Origin of the sequence: Paenibacillus sp. Soil766, assembly GCF_001428105.1 — a bacterium.
Classification (GTDB): Bacteria; Bacillota; Bacilli; order Paenibacillales; family NBRC-103111; genus Paenibacillus_E.
Window position 1 is genome coordinate 19,339 of the sequence record NZ_LMSJ01000012.1, and the last position, 13,767, is coordinate 33,105.

General features: G+C 46.2%; 12 protein-coding genes. 10 read left to right on the forward strand and 2 right to left on the reverse strand.

Going from position 1 to position 13,767, the window contains the following annotated elements; genetic code table 11:
* Positions 1-6: 6 nt before the first annotated feature.
* From ASG89_RS09580 to ASG89_RS09625, 10 genes are all read left to right on the forward strand, one after another.
* Complete coding sequence (locus tag ASG89_RS09580; RefSeq protein WP_057310366.1) at positions 7-1,461, forward strand: bifunctional metallophosphatase/5'-nucleotidase; 1,455 nt, start codon at positions 7-9, stop codon at positions 1,459-1,461.
* 243 nt (positions 1,462-1,704) lie between these two features.
* Positions 1,705-2,517, forward strand: a complete 813-nt coding sequence (locus ASG89_RS09585; protein ID WP_057310367.1) for an undecaprenyl-diphosphate phosphatase — start codon at positions 1,705-1,707, stop codon at positions 2,515-2,517.
* A gap of 119 nt (positions 2,518-2,636) precedes the next feature.
* Positions 2,637-3,770, forward strand: coding sequence for an HD-GYP domain-containing protein (locus ASG89_RS09590; RefSeq protein WP_057310368.1), 1,134 nt, complete (start codon positions 2,637-2,639; stop codon positions 3,768-3,770).
* Positions 3,771-3,835: 65 nt separating this feature from the next.
* Positions 3,836-6,064: an MMPL family transporter gene (locus tag ASG89_RS09595; protein WP_235549685.1), complete on the forward strand. Its 2,229-nt coding sequence runs from the start codon at positions 3,836-3,838 to the stop codon at positions 6,062-6,064.
* Between the two features lie 128 nt (positions 6,065-6,192).
* Positions 6,193-7,320, forward strand: coding sequence for a radical SAM/CxCxxxxC motif protein YfkAB (yfkAB, locus tag ASG89_RS09600; protein WP_057310370.1), 1,128 nt, complete (start codon positions 6,193-6,195; stop codon positions 7,318-7,320).
* Between the two features lie 26 nt (positions 7,321-7,346).
* Entirely contained in the window at positions 7,347-8,684 is a 1,338-nt protein-coding gene (locus tag ASG89_RS09605; protein WP_057310371.1) for a hemolysin family protein, read from the forward strand.
* A gap of 14 nt (positions 8,685-8,698) precedes the next feature.
* Positions 8,699-9,745, forward strand: coding sequence for a sporulation integral membrane protein YtvI (gene ytvI / locus ASG89_RS09610; protein ID WP_057310372.1), 1,047 nt, complete (start codon positions 8,699-8,701; stop codon positions 9,743-9,745).
* A 194-nt stretch (positions 9,746-9,939) separates the two neighbouring features.
* Positions 9,940-10,179: a spore coat associated protein CotJA gene (locus tag ASG89_RS09615; RefSeq protein ID WP_057310373.1), complete on the forward strand. Its 240-nt coding sequence runs from the start codon at positions 9,940-9,942 to the stop codon at positions 10,177-10,179.
* Positions 10,176-10,442, forward strand: a complete 267-nt coding sequence (locus tag ASG89_RS09620) for a spore coat protein CotJB (RefSeq protein ID WP_057310374.1) — start codon at positions 10,176-10,178, stop codon at positions 10,440-10,442. Before ASG89_RS09615 ends, ASG89_RS09620 begins: the two co-directional genes overlap by 4 nt.
* A gap of 21 nt (positions 10,443-10,463) precedes the next feature.
* Complete coding sequence (locus ASG89_RS09625; RefSeq protein ID WP_057310375.1) at positions 10,464-11,033, forward strand: manganese catalase family protein; 570 nt, start codon at positions 10,464-10,466, stop codon at positions 11,031-11,033.
* Between the two features lie 686 nt (positions 11,034-11,719).
* Here ASG89_RS09625 and nagA read toward each other — a convergent pair.
* Both nagA and nagB read right to left on the reverse strand, forming a co-directional pair.
* A complete protein-coding gene (gene nagA / locus ASG89_RS09630) occupies positions 11,720-12,892 on the reverse strand; it encodes an N-acetylglucosamine-6-phosphate deacetylase (RefSeq protein ID WP_057310376.1) in 1,173 nt (390 codons plus the stop codon).
* On the reverse strand, positions 12,889-13,617 hold the full coding sequence (nagB, locus tag ASG89_RS09635; protein WP_057310377.1) for a glucosamine-6-phosphate deaminase: 729 nt from the start codon (positions 13,615-13,617) through the stop codon (positions 12,889-12,891). The genes nagA and nagB overlap by 4 nt, the downstream gene beginning before the upstream one ends.
* Positions 13,618-13,767: the final 150 nt, after the last annotated feature.

A 13,767-nucleotide genomic window follows, 5' to 3' on the forward strand; every position in this document is an offset into this window, starting at 1 on the left:
AACGGGATGTCGGCTCCCTTGCAACGGCTAGTTATTTTACATACGAATGATATACATAGCCATTTTGAACAAATGCCCAAAATAAGCGCCTATTTTGATCGGGTCCGCCGCCTCTGGCCGCCAGATCAGGTATTGACACTTGATATTGGCGACCATATGGATCGGATGTTTCCAGAGACAGAAGGAACGAATGCGATCGCCAATTTAGAAATCATGAATGCCACGGGCTATGAAGCCATGGTTCTAGGCAATAATGAAGGCTTAACCTTCACACCGGACTGGCTCAGAGCTGTTGTACTAGAGCATGCGCAATTTCCGATTATTGGCAGTAATATTACGGATATCAACACGAAGGATACACCGGATTGGATGCTGCCGTCACTTACGCTTGAGAAATCAGGACTTCGTATCGGTTTGATTGGGGTCACGGCTGTTTATCAAGATTACTATGAGCTGCTAGGTTGGCATGTATTGGATCCCATGAAGGCTGTAAGCGCCCATGTGAACCTATTACGTCCCAAGGTGGATATTCTAATTGTCATGTCACATTTGGGCCTTAGAACGGATCAACGAATGGCTGAAGAGCTAGACGGCATTGACTTAATTCTTGGTGGTCACACCCATCATTTACTCGAAGAGCCGCTTCTAATCGGCGGCACGTATATTGGTGCGGCCGGCAAGTTCGGACAGTATGCCGGCCATATCGAGCTTGCTTACGACCCGGAGCAGCGCCGGATCGTAGAGCTGCACGGTCGCGTAATCCCGATGACGGACGCGAGCGAAGCAGACAGCAGCGTCATCACGCTGCTGGAGCACTACCGCATCGCCAGCAGCGCCTCGCTGGCGGTGGAGGTGGCGCAGCTGAAGCAGCCGCTGCGCCTGGATTGGTACGGCGAATCCCCGCTCGGCAACTTGCTTGCCGCGGGTATTCGCCGCTGGACCAGCGCCGAGATCGGGCTGGTCAATAGCGGGCAGCTCCTTCAGGGCCTGAAGGAGGGGGGCTTGACCCGGGGCCGGTTGCTGGAAATCTGCCCCGGCCCGATCAATCCCTGCCGCATGGAACTCAGCGGCGCGGATATTCGGCAAGCGCTCGAAGAGTCGCTGCTTGACGAGTTCATGGAGAAGCCGATACGCGGCTACGGCTTCCGCGGGGAGGTGCTAGGCGTTCTCTGTGTGGACGGGATAACCGTCCAAGTCGATGCCACGCGCCCTCCCTATGAGCGCATCGTCGCTGTGTATGTCGGCGAAGAATTGCTTGATCCAGAACGATTCTACCTCGTGGGAACGATCGATATGTTTACATTCGGCTCAGGCTACTTATCGCTGAGCCGAGGCAAGCAGATCGTTTACATGCTGCCGGAATTTATCCGTGATGTGCTAGTCGATCAACTGCAAGATGAGGCTGCGATTGCAAGCAGCCACCACCTTCGGTTCACAGATGTTGTCAGACCCAGTCAATAACAGGTAGAATAAGAAATTGGAGCAAGATTTCTGATAGAGGTTGTTCAAAAAGTCCACTTTTGATCACGAAGTAGTGCATGAAACATACTCGACATCGAATATTGAATTCAGCCGGAACTTCTGGTGCTCACGTAGCTTTCACTACGCTCCGCTCCTGATTTCCTAGCTTCTTTCAATCTCCTCGATGCTGAAAACTGGATTTTTGAACACGCAATAATAATTATCAGATTATAGGGGGCAATTATGCATACAATTTTTGAGGCGATCATTATTGGGATCGTTGAAGGTCTAACTGAGTTTTTACCCGTTTCATCGACAGGACATATGATTTTGGCGCAAAGTTTATTAAACACTGAAAATGACGAAGTTATGAAAACATTTGATTTCGTGATTCAATTGGGTGCGATAATGGCGGTCGTCATTATTTATTGGAAGCGAATCCTCTCGTTATTTGGACTTGTGAATCGGAAAAGTGAAAGTAAAACAGGAAAAAAACTGAATTTAATTCACATTTTAATTGGTATCGTACCTGCTGGTGTGATCGGTGTATTATTTAATGATGTTGTGGATGCGAAGTTGTTTAATACAACAACCGTCTTAGTTGGACTCGTGGTCGGTGGTATACTCCTGATCATTGCCGAGAAGAAGAAGGAACCACCCAAAACGACCGTCCTTGATGATCTGACATATCGCCAAGCTTTTGCGATCGGATTGTGGCAGCTCGTTTCGATTTGGCCAGGTTTTTCTCGATCAGGTTCCACAATTGCCGGTGGTATGCTTTCAGGTGTAAGCCGTGCAGCTTCGGCGGATTTCACCTTCATCATGGCGATTCCGATTATGTTCGGGGCGTCAGGGGTCTACTTTTTGAAAAACTATGAAGCATTGTCATCCGACGATTTGGCCTTTTTTGTTGTTGGATTTTTAGTGGCTTTCGTAGTAGCCTTATTGGCTGTCGTATCCTTCATTAAGTTTGTACAAAAGATGAAGCTCACTTACTTTGCGTATTATCGTTTTGCTGTCGCGATTATTTTCGCGCTGTATATGTTTTTAAAGTAATATATTTTAAGAAAGAATAGCGAATCGCGTCGAAAGACGCGGTTTTTTGTATTGAACTTTTCTTTGAAATCTATTACATTTAAATAGAACGTAATGCTCACCTATGCGGGGGTCCTGAAATGCTGTTTATGCCGATCAACATGTGTCAACCTGGGATGAGGCTGGCTAAGAATATATACAACGATGATGGTATGGTCCTTCTGGCCGTTAATGTTGAGCTTACACAGAGACTCCTTGATCGCTTGTTTAGTTATGGAATTGATTACATTTACATAGAAGATGCAAGAACGAATGACATTATTCAACAAGATGTGATTCAGGATGAAACAAGAAGCAAAGCAGTTACCGAAATTCGCAATACGTTTAAGAAGGTCATGGAAGATTCGAATAAACGCGGAGCTGTGAATTATTACGACATTGGTCGTAATTTTCGTGATGTCATGAAGATGATTATTGATGATCTTAGTGCTCATGAGGGTGCTATGGTCATGCTCAATAATATGAATGTGAAAGATAATTATTTATTTCAGCACTCCGTTAACGTGAGTATTTATGCGATAATGCTTGGGATTAGTTATGGGTACAGTCGAGATAAGCTCGAGACTCTTGGTTTAGGGGCGTTATTGCATGATATTGGTAAAACCAAAGTGCCGCTAGGCATTCTTCGCAAGCCTTCTCAGCTAACTCCAGACGAGTTCAGGGAAATGAAAAATCATACGACCTATGGCTTCAATTTATTGAAGGATGAACCGAATATCCCACTTCTTTCTGCACATTGTGCCTTACAGCATCATGAACGGATTAATGGCAGCGGATATCCGCGGGGAATTCAAGGTGGCGAGATCAATGAGTTCTCCAGATGGATTGGACTTGTCGATTCCTATGATGCCATGACGACGACACGGGTATATCGCAGACCGTTATTGCCGCATGAAGCGATGGAGCAGTTATTCGCGGGATCTGGTACGATGTATGATCAAAGTCAAATAGCCTTGTTTCGCGACAAGATTGCCATTTACCCGCTAGGGATTACAGTACGACTGAATACGGGTGAATATGGCATCGTATCTAAGTTGAACATGTCTGTTCCCCACAGACCGACTATTCGAGTGCTTCAAGATGAAGCAGGTACTGTACTGAAGGAACCCTATGAAATCGATCTTTCAAGCAAGCTATCGATATTAATTTCCGAAATTGGGGAAATTAAAGTAAGCGAATCGGAATTAGATTCAAGTATGCCTACAATTTTATAAGAATAGTTATGTATATGATAAAGAACCTGGGAAACCAGGTTCTTTTTGTAGATTAAGGAGGAAGCATGATGCGGGAGTCCATGGAAAAAGGTGGTTTTTGGAGATGGGGGCACGCCATGTATCGGTTCCGATGGTTCGTTCTAACGGTTGGCATTAGCTTAATGCTTATCTTTGCTATTTTCGCTCAAAAGACGCCAGGTATGTTGAAAGACAATGGGTTTACACCGAAAGGGAGCGAATCCGATCTGGGCTTGATTCAAATGCGGGATGAGCTTGGTTTACCTCGAACACAACTGAATTTGGTTTACTCCGGGCATAATGGGCTTGATTTAACAGAGAATGATCAGCAAGATGCGATTATGACCTCACTTACGAAGCTGAAAGAACTGCCTTACGTGGAGGATGTGAAATTCGTAACGACGCCTCGTAATGAGGGACATCACGATGTGCAGGCTGTTAGTGTATCGCTCTCGTTGGATACAGACCCCGCGTTAGAGGCTTACCCAGAGCTCAAGTCGCTCGTACATCCGCCGCCAGATATGGACGTGTATGTAACGGGAGGACCCGCGATTCTTTATGACATGCAAGTAGCGAGCAAACATGATATTGCCAAGTCGGAAGCGATAGGTTTACCAATTGCACTTATTGTATTGCTAATTGTTTTCGGTACATTCGTTGCAGCATTCCTACCTATGGTCGTGGGATTAATGAGTGTGACGCTCACACTGGGAGTTACCTATTTTATTGCACAGCATCAATCCTTATCGAATTTTTTGCCGAATATGGTTACGATGCTGGGGCTCGCTGTCGGGATAGATTATGCACTCTTTCTGGTTAGCCGGTTTCGTGAGGAGCTCAAAGTGCAAGGTAGTGTTGCTGCTGCCGTAGCCATGACATGTCAAACCGCAGGAAGATCGATTTTCTTCTCGGGTATCGCTGTGCTCATTGGTTTGTTGGGGATGCTCTTTGTGGATTTGACCTTCTTCAGGTCTCTCTGTCTCGGAGGGGTTATCGTTGTTTCTATTTCCGTCATTGTGGCCAATACAGTGCTGTTAGCGCTTCTAGGTATTTTAGGTCATCGCATCAACTCCTTACAGGTCGTCCCTAAACGATTCCGTAAGCAAGAAACTTCGAAATTCTGGGAGAAAATCGCCTATGCGGTGATGAAACGTCCAGTCGTTTTGGTTGTTCTAGTAGGTGGTGTGTTGATCTATAGTATGACGCCAATTTGGCAGATGAAATTAGGTGTGCCAGATGCGGAGGTCCTTCCTCCAAGTTATGAATCCCGATATGGAGCGGAGCTGCTCAAAACCGCCTATGACCCTCGTATGACAGGACCGATTCTAATTGTGATACATACGAAAGATGAGATCTGGTCATCAGCTTCGATCGGCGAAATTCAAGCCTACGGGGATCAGGTCAAAGCTGTCGCTGGCGTAAAAGAAGTGCAAAGCTACTTAACCCTCTTAGGGCAGCATTCAAATGAAGAGCTTGCAGGTATGTTTACAAAGCCTGAAGTTCAAAAGCAGCTAGAAGACGCACAATTAGCGAAAGGCCATACTGCTTTGATGATCGTTATACCTGAGAAGGACACGAATGATCCTGTGACGGATGCGTTAGTTTACGAACTCCGCAAGTTGAATAAAGAAGGATTAGAGACGGCCGTTACAGGTGGATCTGCCTATCGCTTGGACATCATTGATCGCATTCAAAAGGAAATTCCTGAAGTTCTTATTTTTGTTATGGGCATCACCTATCTCGTTCTCTTGCTGGCTTTTCGTTCCGTCCTGCTACCGCTGAAAGCTGTGCTCATGAATATGCTTAGTTTAGGTGCTAGCTTAGGCATTGTAGTTTTAGTTTTCCAACATGGATTTATGGCGGATATGCTGCATATTACATCAATCGGATATGTGAGTGCAACGCTACCTGTCATTATTTTTTGCGTTGTTTTTGGTATCTCCATGGATTATGAAGTGTTCCTCATTTCACGTATCATGGAAGAGTATGAGGCAAGTGGGGACAATGATCAGAGTACAGCCGAGGGATTGAAAAAAACAGGAAGCTTAATTACAAGCGCTGCTTTCATTCTTGTTGTCGTGGTTGGCTCATTTATTTTCACAGATATAGAGATTATGAAGGCGCTCGGACTCGGACTCGGACTTGCGGTATTGATTGATGCCACGATCGTACGGGTTATGCTTGTGCCTGCATTAATGAAGCTGCTCGGTGACGCAAATTGGTGGGCACCAAGGTGGCTTCGTGTGAAGCCCCAGTCAAAAGTGGAGAAGCGCTAGCGCCATCTGCAATTCCTGTCTCTGTTTCCTTTTTTGTGAATCATAAGTTACAATAAAGGGCATAGGTATAGGCATAATAGGTAGTAACATGTTCTTGAATAGGAAATGATAGGTCAGGTGTAAACAGCATGAATAGGAATGTAACACACTCCATCTTACCGGAGTTAACTCCCCATTATGATCCTTGGGACCCCATTCGGTCGTATCGGAAATACGGGAAACATGTATTAACCAGCATAGAGCTTACCATCACCAATCTGTGTAATATGCGTTGTGAGCATTGTGCGGTTGGGGATTCACTTACGATGTCAGAAGGACCCCGTATTCCATTACCAGTCATTTTACAAAAGCTGGATGAAATTGAACATTTGGAAACGATCAGTTTAACAGGCGGCGAGCCCTCCTACCACATCAAGATTGTGAAGGAGTACATGCTGCCCATACTGAAGTATGCGCGGGAGCGGGGAATTCGCACACAAATCAACTCGAATTTAACGTTAGATTTGGAGCGTTATGAGCTGCTTGCACCTTATCTTGATGTCATGCATATTTCGTTTAATTATTTGAATAGTGATGATTTCCATCAAGTAGGTTTTGTGAACTCGAGTCGTCCAGTCGGTCAAGCGACGGCATCGGGGATGTACGAGCGAATGGTGAATAATACGATTGCGCTTAGCAAAGGCGGTTTGTACGTTTCTGCGGAATCGATGATTAACACACGAACCCATTTGAAATTGCCTGAGATTCATCAGTTAATTAACGAAATGGGGTGCAAACGTCACGAGGTACATCCGATGTATGCGAGCTCTTTTGCCTCACATCTTCCAATGGTTACACTAGACGAATTGCGCACGAGTATCCATCGCTTGTTAGACCATCGCAATCCGGACATGTGGATGCTATTCGGAACGCTGCCGTTCTTCGCATGTAATGAACTGGAAGCGGACCGTCAGTTAGTTAAGCGTCTACGTGAGGAGCAGAATGTTACGGTTCGTAATGATCCAGATGGGCGGAACCGATTGAACGTCAGTACGTTTACTGGCGAGGTTTTCGTCACCGATTTTGCTAATGAGCCTCCGCTTGGAAATATACATAATGATGGGCTTGATGATATCTTTGCACGTTGGGAGAACAATCCGCTGAACGAACGGGTGAATTGTTTCTGTAGTATCGCATCCTGTTGCGGACCCAACCTGCTTGTAGCTGACTCGTACTATCGCACTGTGGATTTCAAGAGCCGTAAAGCTATTATCTAATCATCTTTCTGAAGGAGAAATACATTTTGCCACATACGTCGTTTGATTTCGGTTCCATCGCACTCAATCTTTTCCTGGTGATCTTACTCGTCCTGTTAAATGGATTTTTCGTAGCAGCCGAGTTTGCCCTAGTGAAGGTTCGACATTCTCGCATTCAACAGCTTGTCAACGAAGGCAGTGGAAAAGCTAAATATGCGAGTATCGTAACGTCACAACTGGATAGGTATTTATCAGCCACACAGCTTGGCATTACACTTGCCTCCTTGGGACTGGGTTGGATTGGAGAACCTGCGATTCATGATCTGATCATGGAGCCTCTATTTCATTCGTTTGGTTTAGGGGAATCCGTGTATACAACGACATTGTCTTTTGTTATTGCTTTTGGATTTATTACGTTTATGCATATTGTGCTAGGGGAATTGGCTCCTAAATCGTTTGCGATTCAAAAGCCTGAAGTGACTTCTTTGTGGCTCTCTGCACCGCTATTGTTTTTCTACAGAATATTTAGTCCGATTATTTGGGTTCTTAATGGTGCAGCGAATAAATTTCTTGCGATGATTGGTGTCGAGCCTGCCAGCGAGCATGAAGCCGCACATACGGAGGAAGAAATTCGAATACTGATGGATGAGAGCGTCAAAAGCGGTCATATCAATGAAGACGAGATGACGCTTTTCGATAACATTTTTGAATTCTCTGATCTCATCGCACGTGAAGTAATGCTGCCGCGGACAGATATGGATTGTCTGTTTCTGGAAACAAGCTTTATCGATAATTTGCGATTCGTTCACGAAACCAAGCATACACGCTACCCTGTAGCTGATGGGCATAAAGATAACATTGTAGGTTTTGTACATATTGCTGACTTACTGACGGCAGATCCTGATGTCGAGCAGGAACTCAAGACTTTCATTCGTCCTATTTTAAATGTGCCGGAGTCGATGGAAGTTAGTCGCGTACTCAAGCTCATGCAGAAAAAGCATTCCCAACTCGCAATCGTGGTTGATGAGTACGGAGGAACAGCGGGGCTCTTAGCTCTGGAAGATATCATCGAGGAAATCGTGGGAGAATTACATGACGAATTTGATGTGAATGAACGACCTGGTGTGGAAGTGAAAGACAAATACACTTCTGTCGATGGTCGTGTATTGCTGGAAGATCTGAACGACATGCTGGATCTCCAAATTGAAGACGATGATGTGGATTCGATTGGCGGTTGGCTGTTTAAGAAGGTGGAAGGTGCGCCTGTTAAAGGCAAGAAAGTGCCATATGCTAATCATGTTTTCGAAGTGACCGAGGTAGATCGATTACGTATTGTTCGTATACATATAACGAATATTGATACGGTTAAACCGGGAAATGAATAATCGGAGGAGTCTCTATGTCACCCAAGACAGCTATAATCATGGCGCTAGGCATATTGGTGTTATACGGTTTGTTCACCGTAGGGCTGCCATTTCTCTTAGCGTTGGTGACAGCTATTTTTCTAGACCCACTGACAACGCTCTTGATGCGTGTAGCGAAAATAACCCGCTTTATCGCCGCAACCATTATTAGTACAGCGTTTACGCTTCTAATGGTAGCATTAGTTTATTTTATTGGGATGAATGTTGTAACCGAGTTAATCGATCTAGGTCGTAAAGCGCCTAACTATATGGAAGAAGTCAATAAATACGTGGACCAAGCCGTGGTGCGTACCCAAGTATTCTATGATTCTTTATCACCAGAAATGGCAGCGCAGGTACAGACTTGGGTGGAACGTAGTACGGAAACGTTGACAGGTGCATTGACGAGTATATTGAGTGGTATTTCAGGCTTTTTCCTCAATATGGCTGGGAAAATTCCTAATTTATTCATGCTGTTGATTATCTATGTAATCACCTTGTATTTATGCATGTACAACTTGCCCAGTTTGAAGGTTGCTTTTCTCTCGATGTTTGAAACGAAAACTAAGGAGAAAATGGAGCATGTGCTGACTTATTTGCGCGAGGCTATTTTCGGTTTCATTCGCGCTCAGCTGATCATGGCGATCTTTACGTACTTGTTAACTTTCATTGGACTGCTAATCCTTCGGGCAGAGTACCCACTCGCAATTTCACTGCTCGTAATGGTAATGGAATTCGTGCCTGTGATTGGTACTGGAATTGTTTTCATCCCATGGATTATTTATCAGCTGCTGCTAGGATACACGGGCATGGGAATTGGATTGTTCGTGCTTTTCTTAGTACTCATCATTCTCCGCAGGATTGTTGAGCCCAAAGTGCTTAGTGATGCGGTTGGGATCAACTCGTTAGCGGCTTTAATCTCCTTGTACGTTGGATTTGAATGGCTAGGCTTCGCTGGCTTGTTCCTGGGACCTCTGGTGGTCATTATTTATCAAGCGTTGCGCAAAGCAGGCGTGCTGAATTTGAATATTAAATTAGATTAAAAATAAGCTGGAAGAAATCTCTTTTCGAATTGCGTAGGTGCAATCGGAGAGGGATTTCTTTGCGTTTGGCAGGGCACAAGGATCGGGAATGGAGCTAAAGTGATATTCTCTTGAAAAAGATGGGATAATTGGTGATTATGGTCAAGTTATACCGCATATAACGAGTCATATAGGCTTTGAAAAGGAGGAGACGTATGCACTCACAATTTAAAAGTTGGTACCCGTATTTCGGACCATGTGACCCTTGTCCACCGATTCGAGTGAAATGGTATAATACGCCGCCGCAATTATATATGCATTTTCAACCGCCAGGATTGCCACAGTATAGCCCTTACGATGCTTTGAAAATAGGGACGCTCTGGCCGGCACTTTATGGACCCTATCCGAATCCATTACAGGAGACAAGAGGTGATGAAGGAGGCCAATCAACATGAGTGAGCGAGTGCTGCCCGAAGCCTATTACAAGCAACTTCGTGATTTGCAAGCCGTGGATTTTGTACTTGTGGAGTTGACACTTTATTTGGATACGCACCCTGACGATCTGAGTGTGATCCAGCAGTATAATCAATTTGCCCATAAGCGAATGCATATGGCCCAGCAGTTCGAAATGGAATTTGGCCCCTTGATGCCCTTTGGTCACAGCTTTACGAAAGCGCCATGGCAGTGGGTGGAGACACCTTGGCCGTGGCAAGTTTAGGGAGGAGATGATGGATAGCCAATGTGGATATATGAGAAAAAGCTGCAATACCCCGTCAAGGTAAGCAAATGTGATCCCCGGATGGCCAAACTGCTTCTTGAACAGTATGGGGGAGCCGATGGGGAACTCGCTGCAGCACTTCGCTATTTAAACCAACGTTACTCGATTCCAGATAAGGTTGTAGGCTTGCTGACGGATATAGGGACGGAGGAGTTTGCTCATCTCGAGATGATTGCGACCATGGTGTATAAACTGACGAAGGATGCGACGCTTGAGCAATTGAAAGCGGCAGGCTTGGATGATCATTATGTAAGTCATGACAAAGCACTTTTCTACCAGAATGCCTCGGGTGTACCTTGGACGGCTGCCTACATACAAGCGAAAGGAGATCCGATCGCTGACCTCTATGAGGACATTGCCGCCGAGGAGAAGGCTAGGGCGACTTATCAATGGCTCATTGACGTTACCGATGATGTTGATTTACAAGATAGCTTGAAGTTTCTGAGGGAGAGGGAGATTGTACATTCGCTTCGATTCAGGGAGGCAGTTGAAATATTGAAGGCAGATCGGGTGGAGAAAAAGATTTATTAGGGAAGGGGCCGCCTCAAGGTAGTGATTGCTACTTTGGGGCGGCCTTTTCGGTAACGATAGTTTAAAGGTCAGATAGATTAAACCGATTAAATCGAATTTAGGATCAGAAAGTCGAAAGAATCGACTTACACGTCAAGAAAGCGCAAGCTGCGACTGTGTAAGTCGAAAAAATCGACTTGCACGCCAAGAAAGCTCAAGCAGCGCTCGTGTAAGTCGAAAAAATCGACTTACACGTCACGAGAGCTCAAGCTGCGCTCGTGTAAGTCGAAAAAATCGACTTACACGCCAAGAAAGCTCAAGCTGCGCCTGTGTAAGTCGAAAAAATCGACTTACACGCCACGAAAGCTCAAGCAGCGCTCGTGTAAGTCGAAAAAATCGACTTGCACGCCACGAAAGCTCAAGCAGCGCTCGTGTAAGTCGAAAAAATCGACTTACACGCTACGAAAGCTCAAGCTGCGCTCGTGTAAGTCGGAAAAATCGACTTACACGCCAAGAAAGCTCAAGCAGCGCTCGTGTAAGTCGAAAAAATCGACTTACACACTAAGAAAGCCCAAGTTGCGCTCGTGTAAGTCGAAAAAATCGACTTACACGCCACGAAAGCTCAAGCTGCGATTGGGCTAATACTAAACAAAAAAGCGGTCGCTCAACTTTCAACAGCTGAGCGACCACTTTTTATTATCCAATGCTTAAGCCTCTTTCATCGCCGCGCCGTGGACCCAAACCTGCTCGAGCTCAAGCTCGGAGCTGATCAGCAACAAGTCGGCGTGCTTGCCTTCGGCAATCGAGCCGTGCGTCGCTTCGAGGCCGAGCAGCCTCGCCGGGTTGCCGCTCGCATAGCGGCTCGCGTCTGCGACGCTGACACCGACCTCGCGCACCATAAACCGGAGCGCATCGATCATAGTCAGCGTACTGCCGGCGAGCGCGCCGCCCTCCGTCAGCCGGGCAACGCCCGCCTGCACGGTCACGGCTTGGCCGCCAAGGTCGTACTGCCCATCGCCGAGCCCGGCGGCGGACATGGCGTCCGTGATCAGCAGCAAGCCATGCGGCTGCTTCACCATCGTCAGCAGCTTAATCGCTGCTGGATGCACATGGATCCCATCGGCGATCACCTCGCCGCTGATGCGTGCGTCGGTGAGTACGGCACCGACGGTCCCTGGCTCGCGATGATGCAGAGGCTTCATCGCGTTGAAGGTGTGCACCGCATGCGAGAGCCCAGCGTCCACCGCCGACTGGATGTCGGCGTAAGAGGCGTCCGTGTGGCCGCATGCGGCAACGATGCCTTGATCGCGCAGCCACGCGATCATCTCATGGCCCCCCTCGCGCTCGGGGGCCAACGTCAACTGCTTCATGAGCTGCGGGAACCGCTCATGCCAATCTTTCAACCAATCAAGCTGCGGCGTAACCATGAGCTTCGGATCTTGAGCGCCTGCCCATTTCGGCGATATGAATGGACCTTCCAAGTGCACGCCAAGCAACTGTGCGTAAGGCATTTCCTGCTCCATATAGCTGTGCACTTCAACAAGCACATGATCAATCGCTTCACGCGTAGCTGTCATCGTCGTAGCCAGCATGCCAGTAGTGCCATGCAAAGCATGATATTGTGTGATCGTATCCAATGTTTCCGAATTTGCATCCATGAAATCAGCGCCATATCCGCCATGCACATGAACGTCAATGAAGCCAGGGAGCAGCCATTTGCCGCCGGCTTCGATGCGAACCACAAGTGGACTAGCAGTGTCCTGCCAACCAGTTGGGTCACCAACGTAAGCTAATTTACCATTCACCACGTGAACCAATCCATTGTCAATGATGCCTTGTTCCGTGATTACCTTGGCACCTGAGATGAGAAGCTCGCTCATTCGAACAGCCTCCCTGCCTCAGCATCAAGCAGAACAACGAGATGAGGATGTGTTTGCAGCAGCGTGGCAGGAACTTCGGTTGTAATCGGTCCCGTTAGGGCACGATGTACGATTTCGGCCTTGTCGGCGCCTCGTACGATTAACAGAATCGTTTTGGCTTTTAGAATCGTTCCAACGCCCATCGTCAAAGCGTGTGTTGGCACATCATTAATTGAATCGAAATATCGCGCATTCGCTTCACGTGTTTCTTCTTTTAATTCGACACGGTGCGTACCGCTAATCAAGGAATCATCAGGCTCATTAAAACCGATATGACCATTATGGCCAAGCCCTAGAATTTGCAAGTCAATTTGCTTAGCATCATCCAAAAGTTGATTGAATCGCTCACACTCGGCTTCCAAATCAGGTGCATTACCATTCGGGATATGAGCGGCTTCCGCAGGAAGATCAATATGTGCAAATAAATGCTGTTGCATATAAGCATGATAACTTTCAGAATGGTCGACAGCTAAGCCGACGTACTCATCCAGATTAAAAGTCGTTACTTGTTTAAAACTAACGCGGCCTTTCTCGTAGGCTTTTACCAACTCTTCGTAAATACCAACAGGTGTGCCGCCTGTGGCTAAGCCGAGAACAGCTTTTGGTTGCATTTGAACCAGGGAAGTTATAATACCTGCACCTGCTTCGTTAAGTTCTTGTTGATTCTGGAAAATATGAAGATTCATATTCACTATTCCTCGCTTTCAGTAAGATGCAGTCGACTATTTAGTAAGATTTAAATTTATTTTGCATGAAAATATCATTTTCGGATGAAATTATTCTCATTTCAATCATAACTGAAATTTTTGAGATCGGCAATAACCATTTTCCATCAT